Raw genomic sequence first — 21,261 nt, 5'->3', positions numbered from 1 at the left:
CTACGCCTGGCACCGGGGGCACCAGTACAGCTTTCGGGCTGCCGCAACCTCCATGACGATGTGGGTTCCGCACACTCGGCAGGGCAGTCCTCCGCGGCGATACACCCAGTGACGGTCGTCGCGACTGGCCAGCGCAGCACGGTAGGCGTCGCCCTCCAGACCGTCCATGGTGAGCATCTGCCCGGTCTCGACGCCGATGGTGAGCAGGTGGGCCCAGTCGCGCCAGAGCTGGCGCAGTGTGTCTTCGGGGATCAGCTTCCCAGGCGTGTGCGGGTTGAGGTTCGCGCGGAACAGCAGCTCTGCCCGGTAGACGTTGCCGATGCCCGCGACCACGCTCTGGTCCATCAGCAGCAGGCCGATCGGCGTCGGCTTCTTCCGGACTGCCTTGACGAACCGGTCCTCCCCCTCGGCATGATCGGTGGTCATCGGGTCGGGGCCGAGCCTGGCGATGAGAAGGTCGGCTTCGCCAGGGCTCAGCACCTCGCAGGCGGTGGGGCCCCGGAGGTCGGCGACCGCGGCATCCGTCAACAACCGCACCCGCACCTGACCGATCGGCTCCGGCGGGAAGGTGTCGAGTTCCTCCCCCAGCTGTTCCTGCTCCGCCATGCGGAGCCGAGTTCGACGAGGTGCTCCAATGCTGCCCAGCGAGTCCTCGTGCTCCCCCACGACTGTTCCGTGCATGGCCGTTTGGCCCATCCGACCGGTGGCGGATGCTGTGGTGGCATCCGCTGTAATGTCGCCGGCGAAATCCCACGCCCCATAGATGCCCAGGTGGACCCGGAGCACACGGTCGTGCTCGAAGTCGAGGTACAACTGCTTGCCGACTGCCTTCGAACCGGTCATGACGTGGCCGTCGAGCTCGGCGGCTCCGGCAGCGAACCGCCCCTGTGGCGACGATGCGGCGACTCGATGCCCCACGAAGTGCAGGGCGAACTGCCGCGCGATGCGGTGGACGGAATGACCCTCGGGCATCGGTTAGACGATCTCGTGCCCGGCGATGGCACCCGTCGTCTCGTACTCCGCCATTTGCGCTATGCGGCGCTCGTGCCGCTCGTCCCCGGGGAATTCGGTCGCAATGAAGGTGTCGATGAACAGGATGGCCTCATCGACGGTGTGCTGGCGTGCACCGATGGAGATGACGTTCGCATTGTTGTGCTCGCGGGCAAGCTTGGCCGTTGACACGTTCCACACCAGGGCGGCCCGTGCGCCCTTCACCTTGTTCGCCGCCATCTGCTCACCGTTCCCAGAGCCGCCGAAGACCACGCCGAGCGCCTCGGTGCCAGCCGACTGGTCCGTCACGACCGCGCGGGCGGCTTTGATGCAGAAGGCCGGATAGTCATCCACCGGGTCGTACGACTGCGGGCCATGGTCGACGACGTCGTGGCCCGCATCGCGCAGGTACGACTGGAGCCGTTGGCTGAACTCGAGGCCGGCATGGTCGGTGGCGATGTGGATGCGCATGGTTCCAGCTTAGAACGGCGCAATCGGCCGAGGCGGCTACCCCTGGATGAACTCTCGCAGGCCGGCGAGGAGCCTGTCCACCTCATCCGCCGTGCTGTACGGGGCGAGGCCAACGCGCAGGCCGCCGGCATCGCCCAGCCCGAGGTGGCGGGACGCCTCCAGCGCGTAGAAGTTGCTGGCCGGGGCGGAGACCTTCGACCTGGCCAGGTGAACGTAGGCATCCTCGGCGTCACGACCGTCGAAGCTGATGAGCATCGTCGGCGTCCGGTGCTCCGCACGGGAATGCACAGTCACGCCGGCAAGCTCGGCGACGCCGGCCTCCAGTCGGGCTCGCAGCGCGTCTTCGTGCTCACCGAGAGCGCGGTACGAGTCGACAAGACGCTGGCGCCGTGTGGATGCCGTGCTTCCGGACAGTTCGGCCAGGTAGCCGACGGCGGCCGTCACTGCGGCGAGGTGCTCGTACGGCAGCGTGCCGAACTCGAACCGCTCGGGCACGTCATTGGTCGACGGCAGCAGCTTGTCCGGGCGAAGACCGTCCAGGAGCACCGGGTCGGCGACCAGGATGCCGAGGTGCGGCCCGAGGAACTTGTACGGCGAGCAGGTGTAGAAGTCAGCGCCAAGCTCCCCGACATCGACCGACTCGTGTGCCGTGTAATGCACGCCGTCGACGTAGACCAGTGCACCGAACTTGTGCGCGAGCCGGGAAATCTCGGCAACCGGCGGCATGGTGCCGATGAGGTTGGATGCCGCGGTCACGGCGACCAGGCGCGTCCGGTCGCCCAGCACACCGGCCAGCTGGTCCAGGTCGAGTTCGCCGGTCGCCGGGTCGAAGTCGATCCAGCGGATGGTGGCACCAGCCCGCTCGGCGGCCTGCACCCAGGGGCGGACGTTGGAATCGTGGTCGAGCTTCGTCACGACAACCTCGTCGCCGTCGCGCCAGGAGGCTGACAGCATCCGGGAGAAGTCGTAGGCGAGCTGGGTGGCGCTGCGTCCGAAGACGACACCCTGCGGGTCGCCGGCAACCAGGTCGGCGACAGCCAGGCGTGCGTCGGAGACGATCCGTTCGGCATTCTGCTCGCCCTCGGTGATGGTGCCGCGATTGGAGAGCGGCCGCGCCAGCGCATCCGTGATCGCGTCCATGACCTGCACCGGGGTCTGTGTGCCACCTGGCCCGTCGAAGAAGGCCCAGCCGTTCTTCAGCGCCGGGAAGTCCGCTCGGATGCGTTCAATGTCGAAGGTCATGAACCCACCATATTGAGTTCGGCTGCACCAGGCCTCGCGCGAAAGCAGGAGAAATCCCGCTCACGCCGCGAAAAACTCCTTCATTCGATGCGGATGGCGTGAAAGGTCCCTCAATTCGGAGAGGGAGAAGGGGCGTCGGTCAGGAGTCGAAGCCGAGGCCCACCGCGTCCATCGTGCGGAGGAACGCGTTTCGCTTGCCCTCGTTGTGGTCGGCACGGTCGAGCGCCCACTTCATGGCGGCGACACCGACGGATGCTGCCGGTTCCGGCGGGAACGGAAGCGGCATTTCGCGGACCATCGCCAGCTGCGTGCGCTCGGTCTCCTCACCGGACAGGTGGTCGAGCATCACGTTGGCGGCGAACCGGGTGGCGCCGACGCCCAGGCCGGTGAACCCGGCTGCGTAGGCAACGCGACCCTGCCTGGCCTGCCCATAGAAGGCACAGAACCGGGTGCTGGTGTCGATGACACCAGCCCAGCGGTGGGTGAACTTCACGCCCTCCAGCTGGGGGAACGTGGTGAAGAAGTGGCTGGCCAGCCGACGAAAGCTCTCGGTGCGATCATCGTATTCCCGGCGGATCCGGCCCCCGTAGTGGTAGATCGCGTCGTAGCCGCCCCAGAGGATGCGGTTGTCGGCGCTCAGCCGGTAGTAGTGGAACTGGTTGGCCGAGTCGGCAACGCCCTGCCGGTTCTGCCAGCCGATGCTCGCCAGCTGCACGTCGCTGAGCGGCTCGGTCATCAGCACGTAGTCGTACACCGGGACGGTGTGCAGTTGATAGCGTTTGAGGAGCGACGGGAAGGCATTCGTCGCAACGGCGACCCGATCAGCCGTCACGAAACCGCCGGGTACGGTCAGCGTGACCGGACCCGTCTGCCCCTTGCCGGCTGTATCAGAGTCCAGCTGCGACACCGGTGAGTTCTGGAAGATCTCGACCCCGGCATCCGCACAGGCCCTGGCCAGCTCGGCGACCAGCTTGGCCGGGTGCACCAGCGCCGTCGCCTTCTTGCTCCAGAGCGCGGCGAGGTAGGTCGGCGAGTTCAGCTCCCGCCTGGCCGCGTCAGCGTCGAGGAAGAGCTCGTTCTCGCCGTCGTGGGCTTCCCGCAACTCCGCAACCTGGTACTGCTCGACCGCGACCGTCAGCGAACCGGATCGCTCGAAGTCGCAGTCAAGGGAGAGCGCTGCAACGGTCGCCTCGATCTCGTCGAGGTTCTCCCGCCCCAGCCGCTGGAGCTGAGCGAGCTCGGCCGCGAACCGGTTCTGCCCGTTCACGTCCCCGTGGGTCAGCGTCTCCTCGCAGAATCCGCCGTTGCGACCGGATGCCGCCCAGCCGACGTGACGCGCCTCAATGAGCGCCACCCGCGCATCCGGGTCCCGCTGCTTGGCCTGCAGGGCGGTCCACAAACCCAGGTAGCCGCCACCGACCACCGCCAGGTCGTACCGGGCGGACCCGGTAAACCGTGGCCAGGTCGGCGCCGGGACGTCATCGACCCAGAACGACTTCAGTCTGCTGCCCGAAAGCGAATCGTCGATGATCCTGCTGTCGGGACGGGAACGCTCGAAAACCGTGGAATGCACGGCCCCAGCATACTTTCAGGCCCAGCTGCCAGCCGGATGCGCTTAGAACTGCGGGTCGCGGGTGCGGCTTCTCTTCAACTCGAAGAAGCCGTCGTAGCTGGCAGCTGCCACCACGCCGTCCCAGAGGGCCAGTGCCTGCTTTCCCTCGGGTGCTGGCGAGATCACCGGGCCGAAGAACGCCGACCCGGCCACCGCGATGACCGGGGTGCCGACATCCTGCCCCACCCGGTTGATCCCGTCGAAGTGGCTGGCCCGCATCTGCTCGTCGTACTCATCTGATTCCGCGTACCGGGCGTACTCGGCGTTCAGCCCCACCTCGGCGAGCGCAGCGGGAATCACCTCGTCCGGGTTCTTCGACCCGCCTGGGTGGATGAGGGTACCGAGCGCGTCGTAGAGCGGCTTGACCACCTGTTGGCCTTCCAGTTCGGCGACGGCAGCCACCAGCCTGGTGTACTTCAACGCTCGCGGGAAGAACGCCCGGTACGCATCGGAGACCTCCTTGTCCTCATTCAGCACGGCCAGGCTCATCACGTGCCAGGTGACGTCGAGGTCGCGGTGCCTGGACACCTCATCCACCCAGCGGCTGGTCATCCACGCCCACGGGCAGGAGGGGTCGAACCAGAAATCGACGGCGGTTGGCTGAGCGGCTGAATCAATGGTGTCCATAGCTTCATTCAACCCCATGCCCAGATGACAGCTTGCCGAGAACACTGGCATTGCATCGCGAGTGGGGGGACACTGGATGCACGTGGTTTCCGTGCGTTTGGAGGCACTGATGTCAACGACCTATACGCCAGAGTTCACCGGCTCGCCGGACGTCATGCCGGTGCTGTCCCCCGGTAAACATCGCAACCCCCGCCAGGGCGCCTGCTTCATGGAGTTCGCGTCTTACCTCGCCGGGGAGCGCTGGAGCGATCATCCGCCCTGCACTCACCCGCTGCTGGCCTTCCTGGCCAGGGGGGTGAACGACTTCACCTCGGACGCAGCCAGAGGTCGCCTGGTCCCGTTGATCCCCTCCGTAATCGGCCTGAGCGGGAGCGATCCGAGAATCGATCTGATGATCGCGCTGCGGTCCGCCGCCTGTGCCATCCCGGTCGCGAGCGAGAGCCGTCAGCGTGCGCTGGCCACCGGCCTTCTCTCGTGTGAACAGATGCTGGATGAGCTGGGGATGACGGACGACACCGCCGTCGTCCGCCGTATTTCCGACTCGCTCGCCATGGCACCGCACGCACGCGAGTGGGCGCAGGACTTCGAGGCTCTGCGCGGCAAGCACCGTCGCAGCCTCTCGTTCACTCGCGCGGGCAGGGCGATCGTCAGCACTGCTGTGCTCGGGATCGCGCAGGCCTGCATCGATGATGCGGATGACCGGTTGTACGAACTACTGTCCCTGTCCATCGACGACACTGCCCAGCTGGTGCAGCCCCGCACTGCCGCTCCGATTACACCCCCATCAGCGGCGATCCCAGAATCCGTCACTCGCGAGCCGGCGGGCGTCCGCTAGCCGCACCCAGTCGCGCAGCCGGGTCGGTCGGGTCAGGTCACTCCAGCCAGTGGAGTGCCCGGCCGTGAGGCTGCGCGAACGCGATAGGCGTGCCGTCCAGCGCCAGCACGAAGTCCGAGGGCGCACCAGCCTGCCCGCTGTAATGGTCCAGCCGCTCCAGCACGCCTGGGACGATTCCCTGGGCTTCGTTCGCCAGCCAGGTGACCGGCAGGCGTCCCACGATGTCGGCGAAGTCCCTGCGGGCATCCTCGTCGAGGTACGCCAGCACGGCGGTGTGGAAGACGACAACGGATGCCCCAGCAGGCGCCCGGGCGACCAGCGACTCGATGGCGGCCACCAGGTCACCGCGCACGAACTCCACCGGCTCCGCCCTCGCCACGTCAACCGCGGCGTTCAACCGCACCCGACGGTCGTCGTGCTCAGGCCAGATGAGGGCATCAAGCCAGGCAACGTCATCCGCCCTGCTCACATCGAGCGGGTTCAGGTCGATGCCGGCCCTCCAGACAACCTCCGGCATTACATCGGGAATGGGAACCGGCCCGGTCACCTCGCACTCCAGCACCACGGGACTCGGCCCGGCGGCCGGGTCGAGCCTCCGCTCGCCGTCAGGAAGCCGGTAACGGTAGCTGTACCGGTCCGGGTAGAGGCAGAGGCCCGCGGATGCGCCCACCTCGATCAGGGCGAGCGGCCCGGGGATGGCGGCGAGCGCGGGGAGCAACGTGGCGCAGCGACCAGGCTCGTTCGTCTGCGTGGCGTGGGACAGGCAGACGGCTTCGACCTCCGCCCAGTGCGCGACAAGCCACTCGGCGAACTCGGGGAAGTCGGTCATCGGGGCACCCACGAACCGGGCAGCGCTGAAGACCAGGTTCGGCTGGCGCTTCGGCGCCGGCAGCAGGTCGATCATGGCGACGACGCCGTCATCACCGGCAACTCCGAGCGCCCAGGACTCGTAGCGTGCGCTCATCCCGCGGGCTTCCACCTCGGCGAACGCCCGGTAGCGTTCCGCCGTCGACACTGCCGGGTCGGTGCTGCGCTTCATGAGTCGAGGTTAGACCGCGCCCGCACCGCAATCATGGTTAAGCTTGACAATCGTGCAACGGCGCCACGAGTGCCGGTCGAGAACCAGATGGAGAACACCAGTGCCAGGAGACAACCTCACCCGCATCGAAGCGCAAGAGCGTAAGGCGATCGTCGACGTGTCGAATTACGATGTCACGCTTGACCTGACCAGCGGAGAGGAGACATTCCTCAGCACCACCGTGGTCACCTTCACCGCGACACCAGGGGCCTCAACGTTCATCGATGCGATCATCCGCACCGCCCGCTCGGTGAACCTCAACGGGGTGGATCTTGACCCTTCGGTGGCGGACGGCGTGCGCATCCAGCTCGACAACCTGGCCGCCGAGAACGTGCTCACCGTCGTCGCCGACGCCGAATACACGAACACCGGCGAGGGCCTGCACCGTTTCGTCGACCCGGTCGACGGCGAGGTCTACCTGTACACCCAGTTCGAGGTTCCGGACAGCCGTCGGGTGTTCGCCGTCTTCGAGCAGCCCGACCTCAAGGCGACATTCACGTTCACCGTCACGGCGCCCGCCTATTGGCAGGTCGTCAGCAACTCTCCGACACCCGAGCCGGTGGTGACCGGAGACTCGGCCACCTGGAGCTTCGCTCCGACGCCGATCCTCTCCAGCTACGTCACCGCCATCGTCGCCGGCCCATACGAGTCGATCCGCGGAGAGCTGACCAGCCGTGACGGCCGCACCATCCCGCTCGGGATCTTCTCGCGCAAGTCGCTCAGCCAGTACGTGGACGCGGACTACATCTTCGAGAAGACCCGCCAGGGTTTCGCCTACTTCGAGGAGAAGTTCGACTACCCGTACCCGTTCGAGAAGTACGACCAGCTCTTCGTTCCCGAGTTCAACGCCGGGGCCATGGAGAACGCCGGAGCGATCACGTTCACCGAGACGTACGTGTTCCGGTCGAAAGTGACGGATGCCGTCAAGGAACGTCGCGTCGTCACCATCCTGCACGAGCTCGCACACATGTGGTTCGGCGATCTGGTCACCATGAAGTGGTGGAACGACCTGTGGCTGAACGAGTCGTTCGCCGAGTGGGCGTCCACCATCGCGGTTGCGGAGGCGACCGAGTGGACCGAGGCCTGGACCACGTTCCAGGCGATGGAGAAGAGCTGGGCGTACCGCCAGGACCAGCTGCCGTCCACGCATCCGGTGGTCGCCACGATCAACGACCTCGAAGACGTGCAGGTCAACTTCGACGGAATCACCTACGCCAAGGGCGGATCGGTGCTCAAGCAACTGGTCGCGTGGGTCGGTCGCGACGCCTTCTTCGGCGGTGTCGCCGCGTACCTGAAGAAACACGCCTGGGGCAACGCTGAGCTCGCCGACCTGTTCACTGAGCTGGAGGCCACCAGCGGCCGCGACCTCGACTCGTGGAAGAAACTCTGGCTGGAGACCGCCGGAGTGAACACCCTCCGCTCGGAGGTTCAGACTGACGCTGCGGGCACGATCACCGGCTTCGCAGTGCTGCAGAGTGCCGCAACCGACTACCCGACCATCCGGCCGCACCGCCTGGCGATCGGGCTGTACGACTTCGACGGCGACAAGCTGGAGCGCGTGCACCGGGTCGAGATCGACGTGGACGGCGAACGCACCGAGGTGCCGGAACTCGTCGGCCGGAAGCGCACTGCGCTGATCCTGGTGAACGATGACGACCTCGCCTACGCCAAGGTGCGCCTGGACGATGAGTCCCTCGCGGTTGCCATCGAGCACCTGAAGAGCATCGAGAACCCGCTGGCCCGCTCCATCGTCTGGGGATCCGCGTGGGACTCGACTCGGGACGCCGAGGTCGCTGCCAGCGACTACGTGCGCCTCGTACTGGGCAACATCGCCAGCGAGACCGAGAGCACGACCATCCGCACCACCCTGAACCAGCTCGCGCTGGTGGCGAGGCAGTACGTCGACCCGTCGAAGCGTGCCGAGACGATTACCCGCGTCGGCGACGCCCTGTGGGCGCTGGCCCAGAAGGCGGAAGGCGGGTCGGATGCCCAGTTCCAGTTCGTGAAGTTCTTCGCTCAGCTCGCATCGACCGAGGAGCACTACGCGACCATCACGTCGCTGCGTGATGGCGAGACCTCCCTCGACGGACTCGAAATCGACACGGACCTGCGTTGGGAGCTGCTGGAGGGCCTCGCGCTCGGCACCAAGGCCACCCACGCGGACATCGACGAAGCGCTGGCCGCGGACAACACGGCGAACGGTCAGCAGGCCGCAGCCAGAGCCAGGGCGACCTTCCAGACAGCTGATGCCAAGCTGGCCGCCTTCTCGTCAGTCGTCGATTCGGACACCCTTCCGAATGCCATTGTGCGCAACACGGCGCTGGGCTACCAGCACGTCAACGACGCCTCCGTGCTGGCACCCCTGGTCGAGCGCTACTTCGCCAGCATCGACGGCCTGTGGGAGTCGCGAAGCTACGCGATCGCCGAAGCGCTGGTCGTCGGACTGTACCCTGCGCCGCTCGCCAACCAGGAGCTGGCGAATGCGACGAAGGCCTGGCTTGACGCCAACCACGACACCCCAGCGTTGCGCCGCCTCGTGGTCGAGAACCTGGCCGGCGTCGAGCGGGCGCTGAAGGTTCAGGCCCGCGACAGGCAGAAGTAACTGCACCTGTGGGTTGAGTAGGCCCGCCAGGGCTGCGCGGGCTACTCAACCCACAAAGCGGCTAGTTGTAGAGCATCCCGCCGTCGACCAGGAGCACCTGGCCGGTGACGTAGTCGGAGTCAGGACCGGCGAAGAACGACACGACCTTCGCGACATCCTCCGGGGTCTCGATGCGTCCGAGGGCGATGCCCTCCACGTTCTCCTTGAGGTTCTGCCCCACCGGTTTGCCGTTGATCTTGCTCAGTTCCTCGTCGATCAGCTCCCACATGCCGGTACCGACGATCCCAGGGGCGTAGGCATTGACGGTGATGCCCTTCGGTGCCAGTTCCTGGGCAGCGGCCTGCGTGAAGCCGCGCACGGCGAACTTGGACGCCGAGTACGCACTCAGGATCGGGAAGCCCTGAATCGCCGCAATCGAGGCGGCCGAGATGATCTTGCCGCCGTGGCCGAGTTCCTCGAATTTCGCTGCCGCCGCCTGGATACCCCAGACGACGCTGTTGACGTTGATCTGGAAGATCTTGTTCAGCTCATCCTCGGTGACGTTCAGCAACGGGTTGACCTGGGCGATGCCGGCGTTGTTGACGATGACGTCGAAGCCACCGAGCTTGTCGGCTGCCGCATCAACAGCGGCCACGACCTGGTCACGCTGGGCGACATCCGCTGCGACGAAGATGGCTTTGCGACCCAGTGCCTCGATCTCGGTGACGACCGACTCTCCCTTGTCCTTCTGGAAGTCGAGGTCGGCGACCGCAACGTTGAATCCGTCTGCTGCCAGCCGCAGCGCAATCGCGCGCCCGATTCCCTGGCCGGCTCCGGTGACGAGTGCAACCTTGTCTGTGACAGTCATTGTGTTCTCCTTCGCTCGTGACCGCCGCGCTGCTCGCGGCAGTTCGACGGTCCAACCGTGACGTGCGAGCTTCTGCCCACCGCCACTCTTGTCTCCTACAACCGCCCCGGCCACCGGAAGATTCCATACGTACGCATATATCGGCATGCGGGATGCGCTGAGCGCACGCAAAGATGCGCTCAGTAGACTTGGCTGGACATGGATGACACTGCCCCCGCCTTCGACTGGACAGCCTTCTGGGCAGGGGTGTCTTCGTTCATCGACTTATGGCCGGTCAAAGTGGCCCTGGTCCTCGTGGTGGCCGTGCTGCTCAACTGGGTGCTGCGCATCCTCATCCGGCGCACCGTCGATCGTGTTGTCAATGGTGCCAAGAAAAAGCATCGGGTCGACGACACCCAGGCGTTGATCTCCTCACCGCTGGCCGCCGCCCGGATCGTGCAGCGCACGCGGGCACTCGGCACGGTGTTCAACAGCGCGGTAACGGCGATGATCACCATCGTGGTCGTGCTGCTCATCGTCTCAATCGTCTTCCCGAACGCCACCGGGGCTTTCGCCATCGTCAGCGCGGCGATCGGTGCCGGCCTCGGTTTCGGCGCCCAGAACATCGTGAAAGACGTGCTCAACGGCATCTTCATGGTCGCAGAAGACCAGCTCGGCGTCGGCGACATCGCCGATCTGGGCGAAGCGACCGGCACCGTGGAGGAGGTCGGCCTGCGCATCACCAAGGTGCGCTCGGTCGACGGCACCCTGTGGTTCGTGCGCAACGGCGAGATCCTGCGGGTCGGCAACTTCTCCCACGACTGGGCTCGGGTCATCATCGACCTTCCCGCTCCGTACACAGCGGATGTCGCCGCCATCCAGGAGAAGCTGCTGCAGACCGCGAACACCATGGCGAACAGCGCCGCCTGGCGGTCGAAGGTTCTCGAAAAGCCGGAAATCTGGGGAATCGAATCGGTCTCTGCCGAAGCCATCGTCATCCGCCTGGTGATGAAGGCACGGCCGGCCGAACAATGGGCGGTCGCGCGCGAACTGAGGCTCCGTCTCAAGCTGGCGCTCGACGAGATCAACGTCAACCTGCCTGCCCTCAACCGCGTGGTCATCGACAACCGCGGTGCCTCAGCCAAGGTGGATCCGATTCCGGCGAAGACGAAGCCCCTGCCAACGACCGAGGGCAATCCGGCCGCTGAACGCGAGCCCGCAGCCGAAAGCGAGAAGCGCACGTGACGGATGCGAGCGGCCAGGTGAACCCGGTCACGCTACGGGTCAGCGAGAATGGCCCTGCTGCTGGCGGCAGCCTGTTCGAGCAGATCGGTGGGCACGCCACATTCGAGCGGCTGGTGCGCGCGTTCTATGAAGGCGTGCGCCATGACCCGGTGCTCTGGCCGATGTACCCGCAAGAAGACCTCGAGGGCGCCATCCATCGCCTGACGATGTTCCTGGAGCAGTACTGGGGCGGACCAGGCACCTACAGCGAACAACGCGGACACCCACGGTTGCGGATGCGCCACGTCGCCTTCAAGGTGAACCCCGAGGCCCGGGACCACTGGTTGTCCCACATGCGCGCCGCCCTCGACACCCTCGAGCTCAGCCCGTTGCACGACGCCACCCTCTGGGGTTACCTGGACCGCGCCGCGCACGCCCTGGTGAACACCTTCGAGGACTGATCGAAAGGCTGGTCGAGCTCGTCGAGACCCACTGACGAACTTGCTCGCATTGGGTCTCGACGCGCTCGACCGGCTTAGGTATTCAACGCCGGGGCCGCGGCCAGGGTTTCCCGCAGCGGCGTGCTCGGGCGGCCGATCAGGGCGCTCAACTCGCCGCTGGTGCCGGAGAGGGCACCATTGCGGGTATTCCCGTCAAGGGTGACCACGAAGGCAGCCTGCGCCATCGGCACTCCGGCCTTGGTCAGGATCTTCCGGTGCTCCTTAGGGGACACGCGACGGTACTCCACCTCCCGGCCGAGCAGCTCACTGAGCGTGGCAGTCAACTCGTCGTAGCCCCAGGCAGTGTCTCCGGCCAGTTCGTAGACCTTGCCCTCGTGGCCGGCACTGGTGAGCACCACCGCTGCCGCCTCTGCGAAGTCGCGGCGGCTGGCGCTGGCGACCGTCCCGTCACCGAGGCTGGCGATGACCAGCCCGGTGTACTGCGCCTGCTCCAGCACCTGGAAGTAGTTCTCGGTGTACCAATTGTTGCGAAGGAACGCGAACGGGATCCCGGAGTCACGGATGAGCTGTTCGGTCGCCTTGTGCTCCGGCGCCAGTGCGAGCTCGGTGCTGTCGGCCTTCGGAGCGCTGGTGTACGCGATGAAGCCGACTCCGGCATCCGTTGCAGCCTTCAGCACGTTGGTGTGCTGTGCGACTCGCTGTCCCACCGCGCTGCCCGAGATGAGCAGGAGCCGGTCGACGCCGTCGAGGGCTGCAGCCAGGGTGTCGGGCTTCGTGTAGTCGGCGGCGCGAACCCGTACGCCGCGGGCTTCGAGATCGTAGAGCTTCTCGACCTGCCTCCCGATGGCCACGATATCTCCGGCCGGAGTGCCGCGCTCAAGCAGCGAGTCGACGACGAGGCGGCCGAGTTGGCCAGTGGCACCGGTGACGGCAAGCAGCATGAAGGGTCCTTTCGCGGGGGTTCGCTGGGAACAAGTCCTCCCAGCTCGTGAGCATTCCCGGTGCCCGATGGGTGGTCAGATCACCCGGTGGATCAGCGGAACGCCGGCGCGCTGGAGCTTTGGCAATCGCGCCAGCGATTGCGCGACGCCAGCGCCGACTGAGCCTGCGAAGTCGGTGGCTCTGGTCAGATCACCCGGTGGATCAGTGGCACTCCGGGTCGATAGGCCAGGTGCACATAGCTGGGGGCATCCAGGATGACCAGGTCGGCCTTCTTCCCCACCGCAATCACCCCGACGTCTTCTCGCCAGAGCGCCTTCGCTCCCCCGGCGGTCGCCGCCCATAGTGCTTCGGCCGGTGACATCCGCATCTCGCGGACCGCCAGGGCGATGCAGAAGGGCATTGATGACGTGAAACTTGATCCGGGGTTGCAATCACTGGCGATCGCCACGGTCGCTCCGGCGTCGATCAGCCGCCGGGCATCCGGATAGGGCTGCCTGGTGGAGAACTCCACGCCCGGCAACAGGGTGGCCACCGTGCTGCCGGATGCCAGCGCATCAACGTCGGCGTCGCTCAGGAAGGTGCAGTGGTCGACGCTGGCGGCGCCAAGCTCGACCGCGAGCCGCACCCCGTCCGATTCGCCGAGCTGACCGGCGTGCATCCGCGCAGCCAGGCCGCGAGCCTTGCCCGCGTCCAGGATGGTTCGTGCCTGGTCGACGTCGAAAGCGCCGTCGTCGCAGAACACGTCGATCCACTTGGCGCGTGATGCGCACGCGTCGAGCATCTCCCCGGTGACCAGGTCGACGTAGCCTGCCGGGTCATCGGCGAACTCGGCCGGCACGACGTGCGCACCAAGGAAAGTGGTGTCCTCGGTGAACTGACCGGCGATGGCGAGGGACCGAGCCTCATCGATCGTGCTCAGCCCGTACCCGCTCTTGATCTCCACCGTTGTGGTGCCCTGGGCCCGCATCTCGGCGATCAGGCGGGCCGTGTTCTCGGCGAGTTCGGCATCCGTAGCCGCCCTGGTCAACCCCACGGTGCGACGGATGCCGCCAGCGGCATACTTCTCGCCGATCATCCGGGCCTCGAACTCGTCTGAGCGGTCGCCTGCGAACACCAGGTGACTGTGACTGTCGACGAAGCCGGGGATGACGCAGCGTCCTTCAGCGTCGATGCGGGTGTCGGCCGACGGCGCGTCAGCCGCGTGACCGACCCACGCGATCCTGCCGTTCTCGATGACGACCGCTGCATCACTGCGTTCGGCTGTCAGGGATCCGTGGGACTCATCGTTGGTGACCAGCAGTCCGATGCGGTCGATGATCGTGCTTGTCATGCACGCAACCTTAAGCCCGCAGCGTGTTCTTTCACTCTGTTTCCTTCATCGGCACCCGGACGCCGAGCCGGTCAGCGACCTCAGCGGCATCCTCGTAACCGGCGTCCACGTGGCGGATCACGCCCATTCCCGGGTCGTTGCTGAGCACCCTGGCGAGCTTCCGCGCAGCCAATTCCGTGCCGTCGGCGACGGTCACCTGTCCGGCGTGGATGGAACGGCCGATGCCGACACCGCCCCCGTGGTGGATGGACACCCAGGTCGCACCGGATGAGGTGTTCACCAGCGCGTTCAACAGGGGCCAGTCGGCGATCGCATCCGAACCATCCTTCATTGCTTCGGTCTCGCGGTACGGCGAGGCGACTGAGCCGGAGTCGAGGTGGTCCCGGCCGATCACGATCGGAGCCGAGATCTCGCCGGATGCCACCATCTCGTTGAACTTCAGCCCGGCCTTGTCACGTTCGCCGTAGCCCAGCCAGCAGATGCGGGCTGGAAGCCCCTGGAAGTGCACCCGCTCCCCCGCCATCTTGATCCACTTGGCGAGGGACTTGTTCTCGGGGAACAGCTCGAGGATCGCCTTGTCTGTCGCGGCAATGTCGGCCGGATCCCCACTGAGGGCCGCCCAGCGGAACGGGCCCTTGCCCTGCTCGAACAGCGGCCGGATGTAGGCCGGCACGAACCCGGGGAACGCGAACGCGTTCTCGAACCCGGCCGTCTTAGCCTCGGTGCGGATGTTGTTGCCGTAGTCGAAGACTTCGGAACCGGCATCCTGGAAGCCGACCATTGCCTCCACCTGCTTGCGCATGGAATTGCGGGACTTCTCGGCGAAACCAGTCGGGTCAGCCTCGCGGGCCGGGATCCACTCGTCGAAGCTGTAGTCGAGCGGCAGGTAGGCCAGCGGGTCGTGCGCGCTGGTCTGGTCGGTGACGATGTCGATCTCTGCCTTCATCTCGAGGAGGCGCGGGAAGACATCCGCCGCATTGCCGAGCAGCCCGATGCTCAGGGGCTCCTTCCTGTCACGCGCCGCGTAAGCCAGCTCGAGCGCGTGCTCCAGGGAGGTTGCCTCGACGTCGAGGTAGCGGTGCTCGATGCGCCGGTCGATGCGGCTCTGGTCGACGTCGACGCAGATCGCTACGCCATCGTTCATGGTGACGGCCAGCGGCTGGGCGCCGCCCATGCCGCCGACACCACCGGTCAGCGTGATCGTTCCGGCCAAGGTGCCGCCGAACTTCTGCTCAGCGATGGCCGAGAAGGTCTCGTAGGTTCCCTGCAGGATGCCCTGGGTGCCGATGTAGATCCACGAGCCGGCGGTCATCTGGCCGTACATGGTGAGGCCGAGCTCCTCGAGACGGCGGAACTCGTCCCAATTCGCCCAGTCGCCGACCAGGTTGGAGTTGGCGATGAGCACGCGCGGAGCCCACTCGTTGGTCTGCATGACACCGACCGGCTTGCCGGACTGCACCAGCATGGTCTCGTCATTCTTGAGGGTCTTGAGCGTGCGCACCATAGCGTCGAAGCTCGCCCAGTCCCTGGCCGCCTTGCCGGTTCCTCCGTAGACGACGAGCTTGTCCGGGTGTTCGGCGACCTCCGGGTCGAGGTTGTTCTGCAGCATCCGCAGCACCGCCTCCTGCTGCCAGCCGAGCGTGTTCAGGGTGTTGCCGCGGTAGGCCTTTACGGGACGCGGTCCGTGCTGTTCGTTCATATGAGTTCTCCTCCTGTTTCAGAAATGACGGATGCTGCGGCAGCCAGAAGGGAGCCGTCAAGCACCATGGAATGGGCTGCTGCAATCTCGGGGGCCAGGTAGCGGTCGCCACCGGCCGGTCCTTCGACGGCGGTGCGGAGCTGGGCGCGGACCGCGGAAGCGACCGGGCCGGGCTCGATAGGAGCACGCAGGTCCATGGCGCGGGCCGAGGTGAGCAATTCGATGGCCACTACGCGGCTGAGCCCGTCGATGGAACGACGCAGCTTGCGGGCGGCACTCCAGCCCATCGACACGTGGTCCTCCTGCATGGCCGACGACGGGATCGAGTCGACGCTCGCCGGGTTGGCCAGCCGCTTCAGTTCGCTGACGATGCCCGCCTGTGTGTACTGGGCGATCATGTGCCCGGAGTCCACGCCCGGGTCGTCCGCGAGGAACGCGTTCAGCCCGTGGTTGCGGGCGACATCGAGGAACCGGTCGGTGCGGCGCTCGCTGATGCTGGCCAGGTCGGCGACTGCGATGGCGAGGAAGTCGAGAACATAGCCGAGAGGGGCGCCGTGAAAGTTGCCGTTCGACTCGAGTCGGCCGTCGAGGGTCACCACCGGGTTGTCGATGGCGGAGGCGAGCTCGCGCTCGGCGACGGATGTCGCGTGGCTGATGGTATCGCGCACGGCACCGTGAACCTGGGGTGCGCAGCGCAGGGAATAGGCATCCTGAACCCGGGTGAAGCCTTCCGGCTTGCTGATCATGGTCGAGCCCTGCAACACAGCGCGCATGTTGGCAGCGGAGTCGCGCTGGCCGGGATGCGGGCGAAGCGCCTGCAGGTCGGCGGCCAGGACGGCGTCCGTGCCGGTCAGGCCCTCGATGCTCATGGCTGCGGCCAGGTCGGCGGTGCTGACCAGGGCGTGCAGGTCGGTGATCGCGAGGATCAGCATCCCGAGCATGCCGTCGGTGCCGTTGATGAGGGCGAGTCCTTCCTTCTCGCGCAGTTCGATCGGCGTGATGCCGGCCGCTGCGAGAGCATCCGCAGCCGGCATGAGCCTGCCGTTCGCGTCGCGCACCTCGCCCTCGCCCATGAGTGCCAGGGCGCAGTGGGCCAGCGGCGCCAGGTCGCCGGAGCATCCGAGGCTGCCGTACTCGCCGACGATGGGCGTCACGCCGGCGTTGAGCAGGTCGACGTAAGCCTGGGCGACTTCCGGGCGGACGCCGGTGCGCCCGGTGGCCAGCGTCGACAGGCGCAGCAGCATGGTGGCCCGCACCACTTCACGCTCGACCTCGGGGCCGCTGCTCGCGGCGTGGCTGCGCACCAGGGAGCGCTGCAGCTGCGCGCGACGCTCGAAAGGGATGTGCTTGCTGGCGAGGGAGCCGAACCCGGTGGAGACGCCGTAGTGCGGCTGCGGGTCGTCGGCGAGCGCCTCGATGATGGCGCGGCTTGCGGCGATCGCCTCCAGGGACTCGGTGCTCAGTTCGACCCGGGCGCCGTTGCGGGCAACGGCCACCACTTCGGCGAATGATGGGCCACCGACCCCGAGTGCCACGGTGTGTGGGGTCGCGGTGCCTGGGGTGTGGGCGCCTCGCGCGGTGTTCACAGTACTCATGACTCTCATTAGAGCTTGTCAACGCCTCAAGTGGACGACCTTTGCAGGATATTCTGTCTGGTATCCCAGACACTCGCACGGAAGGAGCCGGATGAGCAGCGTTCCTGCCGCCACGGACACCCTGCGGGTCATCAAGTACCTGGCTGGGCACAGCGGGCCCGTGCGCGCGTCGACGGTGAGCCGCGACCTGGAGCTGCCACGATCATCCGTCTACCACCTGTTGCGGGTGATGCAGGATGAGGGATTCGTGGTGCACTCGCCCGAACACCAGGGCTATGCGCTCGGCCCGCTGATCGCCGAGCTCGGGTCCTCGGTGAGCGCCTCCGACACCCTCGCCCGTCTCGCGGGGCCCGTGCTGGGACGCCTCGTCGGTGAGACGAAGCTTCCGCTAGTGGCACACCTCGGGGTGCTGCAGCACAGCGATGTGGTCTACGCGTCGAAAGTTGCGGCCGCCCGAGCGCCGGCAGTCGTCACCAGCATCGGCGTGCGGCTGCCCGCTCACCTGACGGCTACCGGGCGCGCGATGCTCGCTGCGCTGCCAGAGGCGCAGTTCGCTGCTATATACTCCCCCGGCGAACCGCTGCCGCTGCGCACGACGACGGGACCCGCGGATGTCCCCGCCCTCTCGGCATTGCTGGCGGATGCGCGGGAGCGCGGGTGGGCGGTGGAGGACGGCGACATCAACCTCGACTACGCCTCCGTCGCGGCCGTCGTACTCGACCACAACGGGTACCCGGCGGCATCCGTCGGGCTGACTTTCCGACGCACGATCGTCGACGACGCCGAACTGTCCCGCCTCGGGCGTGCGGTGCGCTCTGCAGCAGACACCCTCACCCGGCGCATCCGCGGCCGGCTGTAGCGACCGGTCCTGCCCCGTCAGGCTCGCTTCTGCTGATGCGCGAAGATGCCGGCGATGACCAGCACCACGCCCACGAGCTCCAGCCAGCTCGGAATCTGGAGCAGAACGATGATTCCGATGACCGTAGCCGTTGCGGGCAGCAGCGAGAGCATCAGCGCGAAAGTCGCCCGAGGGATCCGGGCCATCGCCAGCTGATCGCAGACGTAAGGGATGACCGAGGAGCAGACCCCGACACCGACGGCGGCAAGCAGCAAGAACGGGGCGGTGACCGTCGCGAACGCGTCGACGATCCCGAACGGGGCAACGACAATCATGGCGATCAGCATGGCGGCCCCCAACCGATCGATGCCGGACGCTCCCCCGTTCTCCGCCAGCCGATGGCCGAGAACGACATAGACGGCGAAGAGTGCACAGTTCGCAAACGCGAAGAGAAGGCCCAGCGGTTCTGCCTCGAAGCGGACGTCGGCCAGAAGGTACACCCCCGCCACGGCCAGGGCGAGTGCCGCGACGTTGCGAAGCGAGCGGATGCCGACGGCTGCCAGGAAGATCGGGCCGAGGAATTCGATGGCGCCCACCGTGCCGAGCGGCAATCGTTCGATCGCCAGGTAGAACACTCCATTCATCGCTCCGAGCACCACACCGAGGGCTACAAGAAGTCGCCGCTGCTGCCAGTTGGACGAAGCCCAGACCCGCCAGGGCCGACGCCAGAGCGCGAAGATCAGGGCGGCTGAGGCGATTCGGAGCCAGGCGACTCCCATGACGTCGATACTCACGAACAGGAGCACAGCAAACGCCGGGCCGAGATAGTGGAACGTCGCACTCGTGACGAAAAACACCGAGGCGGGCACTCGGTCGGTCAGCGCGCTGAGCTGTACCGGGGCTGCGGATGATGTGCTGGACATACCTCAATGCTGCCAAGCAGCAACGGGTCACGACCATGACGAACAATCGCTGCGGAAGCCTTTGGCTTTGCGGATCGTAAGTGCTTTGTGCGTATCCTTTTATGATGACAGAACTCGACCAACTCGATCGATCGATCCTGCGCCAGCTTGACTATGCACCACGGATGCCGGTGGCAGAGCTCGCCAGGCAGGTAGGTGTCTCGGTCCCGACAGCCCGCGAACGGCTGCGGCGGCTCGAAGAATCCGGGGCGATCAGGGGCTACCGCCTCGACGTGGACCCTGCGGCGTTGGGGCTTCCCGTTGCCGCGTTCGTCCGGGTCAAGCCAGGGCCGGGTCAGCTGCCGAAGATCGCCGAACTCGCGAAGAGCATCCCGCAGGTGAGCGAATGCCACCGCATCACCGGCGAGGACTGCTTCCTGATCAAAGTGCACGCCACCAACCTGACGACGTTTGAGGAAGTGCTCGACCAGTTCTTGCTGTACGGGCAAACAACGACGTCGATCATCCAGTCGACACCCGTGCCGCCGCGCACACCGGGTATTGCTACACCCGTCAGTTAGCGACAGGCCTGCACACGCCCCCGCGGCGCCTGTGTCCGGAACTGACGGGTGAGGGCTGGGTGGCCCGCTTCGACAAGCTCAGGGAGCGGGTCGGCTAGCGACCCGCGCGCCGCAGCAGCTTCTGCGCGTGCTTCAGGATGGGGCCGTCCACCATCTGCCCGTCGAACTGGAAGACGCCGCGCTCGTTTTCGGCGGCCGCCAGCACCGAGCGTGCCCAGGCGAGGTCAGCGTCACTGGGCAGGTACTCGGCGCGAATGACCGCGACTTGCGACGGGTGGATGCACGCTGCCGCGGTGAAGCCGGAGGCGACGGCATCCGCTGCCTCCACTGCCAGCCCTTCCAGGTCGGGGATGTTCGCGTAGATGGCGTCGATGGCCGCCTTGCCGTTCCCGCCGGCGGCCAGCAGCACCGTCGAACGCGCGTGACTCGCAACGTTGCGGTATTGACCGTCCGGGAAGCGGCTCGACGTGCCGCCGAGGGATGCGATCAGGTCTTCGGCGCCCCACATCAGCCCGACCACGTTCGGCTCGGCAGCGATCGCGGCAGCGTTCAACACCCCGGTCGCAGTTTCGATGAGGGCGACGACGTCGAAGCCGGAAAGCGCTTCAAGCTGCGACGGATGCTCGGCCTTCGCCAGCATCACGGTGCGGTAGCTCGTCCGCGAGACAGCGGTGAGGTCACAGTCCAGGTCGCCGGTGCTTGCCGGGTTCACCCGGACCATGGTGCGTGCCGGGTCCAGCTTGGAGACGGCGACAGCCTCGCGTGCGAAGTCTTTCGCTTCGGCCGAGACGGCGTCCTCCAGGTCGAGGATGACGGCATCCGCCCGCTCCGCCGCCTTCTCGTAGCGGTCGGGCCGGTCGGCCGGGCAGAACAGAATGGCCGGCCCCATCGAGAAGTCAGCCATTGTGGGCGTCCTTGCACCAGACCATCACCGAGCGCACGGCGGTCGCCACCACGTCGCCGTGCTGGTTCTTGGCAGTGTGGGTGAGGGTGATGATCCCCTGCCCCGGCCGCGAAGAGGACAGGCGCTTGTCGTTGACGACGGTCTCCGAGTACATGGTGTCACCGTGGTAGAGCGGGTGCGGGAACTTCACCTCGGTGAACCCCAGGTTGGCCACGATGGTCCCCTGCGTGAGCTGGGCGACGGATGCCCCGACCAGGGTGGCGAGGGTGAACATCGAGTTCATCAGGCGCTGGCCGAACGGCTGCTCGGCCGACCAGGCGGCATCCAGGTGCAGTGACTGCATGTTCATCGTCATGGTGGTGAACAGCACGTTGTCAGTCTCCGTCACGGTGCGCCCCGGCCGGTGCAGGTAGCGGGTGCCCAGCTCGAACTCCTCGTAGTAGAGCCCGCGCTGTTCGACGACTTTCTGTTCGCTGGACACTTCTGGCTCCGTGGCCATGAC

At 66.5% G+C, this 21,261-nt stretch carries 20 protein-coding genes; 6 read left to right on the top strand and 14 right to left on the bottom strand.

The genetic code is table 11. From position 1 onward, the window contains the following. The 5 genes from ACX3O0_RS02950 to ACX3O0_RS02930 form a co-directional block, all read right to left on the bottom strand. Entirely contained in the window at nt 1-972 is a 972-nt protein-coding gene (locus ACX3O0_RS02950) for an Fpg/Nei family DNA glycosylase (protein ID WP_459106745.1), read from the bottom strand. A gap of 3 nt (nt 973-975) precedes the next feature. After that, complete coding sequence (locus tag ACX3O0_RS02945; protein WP_459106744.1) at nt 976-1,461, bottom strand: ribose-5-phosphate isomerase; 486 nt, start codon at nt 1,459-1,461, stop codon at nt 976-978. A 36-nt stretch (nt 1,462-1,497) separates the two neighbouring features. Next, on the bottom strand, nt 1,498-2,703 hold the full coding sequence (locus tag ACX3O0_RS02940) for a cysteine desulfurase-like protein (protein WP_459106743.1): 1,206 nt from the start codon (nt 2,701-2,703) through the stop codon (nt 1,498-1,500). Between the two features lie 139 nt (nt 2,704-2,842). Next, the gene (locus ACX3O0_RS02935) at nt 2,843-4,276 is read right to left on the bottom strand and encodes an NAD(P)/FAD-dependent oxidoreductase (protein WP_459106742.1); all 1,434 of its coding nucleotides are present in this window, start codon (nt 4,274-4,276) and stop codon (nt 2,843-2,845) included. A gap of 42 nt (nt 4,277-4,318) precedes the next feature. Continuing rightward, the gene (locus ACX3O0_RS02930; RefSeq protein WP_459106741.1) at nt 4,319-4,942 is read right to left on the bottom strand and encodes a mycothiol-dependent nitroreductase Rv2466c family protein; all 624 of its coding nucleotides are present in this window, start codon (nt 4,940-4,942) and stop codon (nt 4,319-4,321) included. Between the two features lie 109 nt (nt 4,943-5,051). Here ACX3O0_RS02930 and ACX3O0_RS02925 point away from each other — a divergent pair, with 109 nt between their 5' ends. Further along, nucleotides 5,052-5,777, top strand: coding sequence for a hypothetical protein (locus tag ACX3O0_RS02925; protein ID WP_459106740.1), 726 nt, complete (start codon nt 5,052-5,054; stop codon nt 5,775-5,777). 37 nt (nt 5,778-5,814) lie between these two features. Here ACX3O0_RS02925 and ACX3O0_RS02920 read toward each other — a convergent pair whose 3' ends face one another. Next, nucleotides 5,815-6,816 (bottom strand): DUF2332 domain-containing protein, encoded by a 1,002-nt coding sequence (locus ACX3O0_RS02920; protein ID WP_459106739.1) that lies wholly within the window; start codon nt 6,814-6,816, stop codon nt 5,815-5,817. A 100-nt stretch (nt 6,817-6,916) separates the two neighbouring features. Between ACX3O0_RS02920 and pepN the strand changes: the two genes are divergently transcribed. Further along, nucleotides 6,917-9,457, top strand: a complete 2,541-nt coding sequence (pepN, locus tag ACX3O0_RS02915; protein WP_459106738.1) for an aminopeptidase N — start codon at nt 6,917-6,919, stop codon at nt 9,455-9,457. Nucleotides 9,458-9,518: 61 nt separating this feature from the next. Here the strand turns inward: pepN and ACX3O0_RS02910 are convergent, their stop codons facing one another. Next, the gene (locus ACX3O0_RS02910) at nt 9,519-10,304 is read right to left on the bottom strand and encodes an acetoin reductase (RefSeq protein ID WP_459106737.1); all 786 of its coding nucleotides are present in this window, start codon (nt 10,302-10,304) and stop codon (nt 9,519-9,521) included. Between the two features lie 198 nt (nt 10,305-10,502). On the opposite strand from ACX3O0_RS02910, the gene ACX3O0_RS02905 reads away from it, so the two are divergent. Then, nucleotides 10,503-11,528, top strand: a complete 1,026-nt coding sequence (locus ACX3O0_RS02905; RefSeq protein WP_459106736.1) for a mechanosensitive ion channel family protein — start codon at nt 10,503-10,505, stop codon at nt 11,526-11,528. 71 nt (nt 11,529-11,599) lie between these two features. Next, nucleotides 11,600-11,968: a globin gene (locus tag ACX3O0_RS02900; RefSeq protein ID WP_459091456.1), complete on the top strand. Its 369-nt coding sequence runs from the start codon at nt 11,600-11,602 to the stop codon at nt 11,966-11,968. A 74-nt stretch (nt 11,969-12,042) separates the two neighbouring features. Here ACX3O0_RS02900 and ACX3O0_RS02895 read toward each other — a convergent pair whose 3' ends face one another. From ACX3O0_RS02895 to hutH, 4 genes are all read right to left on the bottom strand, one after another. Next, nucleotides 12,043-12,909, bottom strand: coding sequence for an SDR family oxidoreductase (locus ACX3O0_RS02895; RefSeq protein ID WP_459106735.1), 867 nt, complete (start codon nt 12,907-12,909; stop codon nt 12,043-12,045). A 185-nt stretch (nt 12,910-13,094) separates the two neighbouring features. Next, nucleotides 13,095-14,240, bottom strand: coding sequence for an imidazolonepropionase (gene hutI, locus ACX3O0_RS02890; protein WP_459106734.1), 1,146 nt, complete (start codon nt 14,238-14,240; stop codon nt 13,095-13,097). Between the two features lie 31 nt (nt 14,241-14,271). Continuing rightward, complete coding sequence (gene hutU / locus ACX3O0_RS02885) at nt 14,272-15,939, bottom strand: urocanate hydratase (protein WP_459106733.1); 1,668 nt, start codon at nt 15,937-15,939, stop codon at nt 14,272-14,274. Beyond that, nucleotides 15,936-17,534: a histidine ammonia-lyase gene (gene hutH, locus ACX3O0_RS02880; protein ID WP_459106732.1), complete on the bottom strand. Its 1,599-nt coding sequence runs from the start codon at nt 17,532-17,534 to the stop codon at nt 15,936-15,938. The genes hutU and hutH overlap by 4 nt, the downstream gene beginning before the upstream one ends. 91 nt (nt 17,535-17,625) lie before the next feature. Between hutH and ACX3O0_RS02875 the strand changes: the two genes are divergently transcribed. After that, a complete protein-coding gene (locus tag ACX3O0_RS02875; protein ID WP_459090829.1) occupies nt 17,626-18,393 on the top strand; it encodes an IclR family transcriptional regulator in 768 nt (255 codons plus the stop codon). 17 nt (nt 18,394-18,410) lie between these two features. Here the strand turns inward: ACX3O0_RS02875 and ACX3O0_RS02870 are convergent, their stop codons facing one another. Beyond that, nucleotides 18,411-19,295, bottom strand: a complete 885-nt coding sequence (locus tag ACX3O0_RS02870; protein WP_459106731.1) for an EamA family transporter — start codon at nt 19,293-19,295, stop codon at nt 18,411-18,413. A gap of 104 nt (nt 19,296-19,399) precedes the next feature. Between ACX3O0_RS02870 and ACX3O0_RS02865 the strand changes: the two genes are divergently transcribed. Further along, on the top strand, nt 19,400-19,855 hold the full coding sequence (locus ACX3O0_RS02865) for an Lrp/AsnC family transcriptional regulator (protein WP_459106730.1): 456 nt from the start codon (nt 19,400-19,402) through the stop codon (nt 19,853-19,855). Between the two features lie 94 nt (nt 19,856-19,949). Here ACX3O0_RS02865 and ACX3O0_RS02860 read toward each other — a convergent pair whose 3' ends face one another. Then, a complete protein-coding gene (locus ACX3O0_RS02860) occupies nt 19,950-20,759 on the bottom strand; it encodes an HpcH/HpaI aldolase/citrate lyase family protein (protein WP_459106729.1) in 810 nt (269 codons plus the stop codon). Beyond that, entirely contained in the window at nt 20,752-21,258 is a 507-nt protein-coding gene (locus ACX3O0_RS02855; protein WP_459106728.1) for a MaoC family dehydratase, read from the bottom strand. The genes ACX3O0_RS02860 and ACX3O0_RS02855 overlap by 8 nt, the downstream gene beginning before the upstream one ends. Nucleotides 21,259-21,261: the final 3 nt, after the last annotated feature.

The organism is Homoserinimonas sp. A447, from assembly GCF_054489325.1.
Note: the sequence above shows the minus strand (reverse complement) of the source record. Positions and strands in the feature narration are given on the sequence as shown.

What these genes read in the sequence shown, in the direction of transcription:
- ACX3O0_RS02950 (WP_459106745.1), bottom strand. Translation starts at nt 972, where the DNA reads ATGCCCGAGGGTCATTCCGTCCACCGCATCGCGCGGCAGTTCGCCCTG.
- ACX3O0_RS02945 (WP_459106744.1), bottom strand. Translation starts at nt 1,461, where the DNA reads ATGCGCATCCACATCGCCACCGACCATGCCGGCCTCGAGTTCAGCCAA.
- ACX3O0_RS02940 (WP_459106743.1), bottom strand. Translation starts at nt 2,703, where the DNA reads ATGACCTTCGACATTGAACGCATCCGAGCGGACTTCCCGGCGCTGAAG.
- ACX3O0_RS02930 (WP_459106741.1), bottom strand. Translation starts at nt 4,942, where the DNA reads ATGGACACCATTGATTCAGCCGCTCAGCCAACCGCCGTCGATTTCTGG.
- ACX3O0_RS02925 (WP_459106740.1), top strand. Translation starts at nt 5,052, where the DNA reads ATGTCAACGACCTATACGCCAGAGTTCACCGGCTCGCCGGACGTCATG.
- ACX3O0_RS02920 (WP_459106739.1), bottom strand. Translation starts at nt 6,816, where the DNA reads ATGAAGCGCAGCACCGACCCGGCAGTGTCGACGGCGGAACGCTACCGG.
- ACX3O0_RS02910 (WP_459106737.1), bottom strand. Translation starts at nt 10,304, where the DNA reads ATGACTGTCACAGACAAGGTTGCACTCGTCACCGGAGCCGGCCAGGGA.
- ACX3O0_RS02905 (WP_459106736.1), top strand. Translation starts at nt 10,503, where the DNA reads ATGGATGACACTGCCCCCGCCTTCGACTGGACAGCCTTCTGGGCAGGG.
- ACX3O0_RS02895 (WP_459106735.1), bottom strand. Translation starts at nt 12,909, where the DNA reads ATGCTGCTTGCCGTCACCGGTGCCACTGGCCAACTCGGCCGCCTCGTC.
- hutI (WP_459106734.1), bottom strand. Translation starts at nt 14,240, where the DNA reads ATGACAAGCACGATCATCGACCGCATCGGACTGCTGGTCACCAACGAT.
- hutU (WP_459106733.1), bottom strand. Translation starts at nt 15,939, where the DNA reads ATGAACGAACAGCACGGACCGCGTCCCGTAAAGGCCTACCGCGGCAAC.
- hutH (WP_459106732.1), bottom strand. Translation starts at nt 17,534, where the DNA reads ATGAGTACTGTGAACACCGCGCGAGGCGCCCACACCCCAGGCACCGCG.
- ACX3O0_RS02875 (WP_459090829.1), top strand. Translation starts at nt 17,626, where the DNA reads ATGAGCAGCGTTCCTGCCGCCACGGACACCCTGCGGGTCATCAAGTAC.
- ACX3O0_RS02870 (WP_459106731.1), bottom strand. Translation starts at nt 19,295, where the DNA reads ATGTCCAGCACATCATCCGCAGCCCCGGTACAGCTCAGCGCGCTGACC.
- ACX3O0_RS02865 (WP_459106730.1), top strand. Translation starts at nt 19,400, where the DNA reads ATGACAGAACTCGACCAACTCGATCGATCGATCCTGCGCCAGCTTGAC.
- ACX3O0_RS02860 (WP_459106729.1), bottom strand. Translation starts at nt 20,759, where the DNA reads ATGGCTGACTTCTCGATGGGGCCGGCCATTCTGTTCTGCCCGGCCGAC.
- ACX3O0_RS02855 (WP_459106728.1), bottom strand. Translation starts at nt 21,258, where the DNA reads ATGGCCACGGAGCCAGAAGTGTCCAGCGAACAGAAAGTCGTCGAACAG.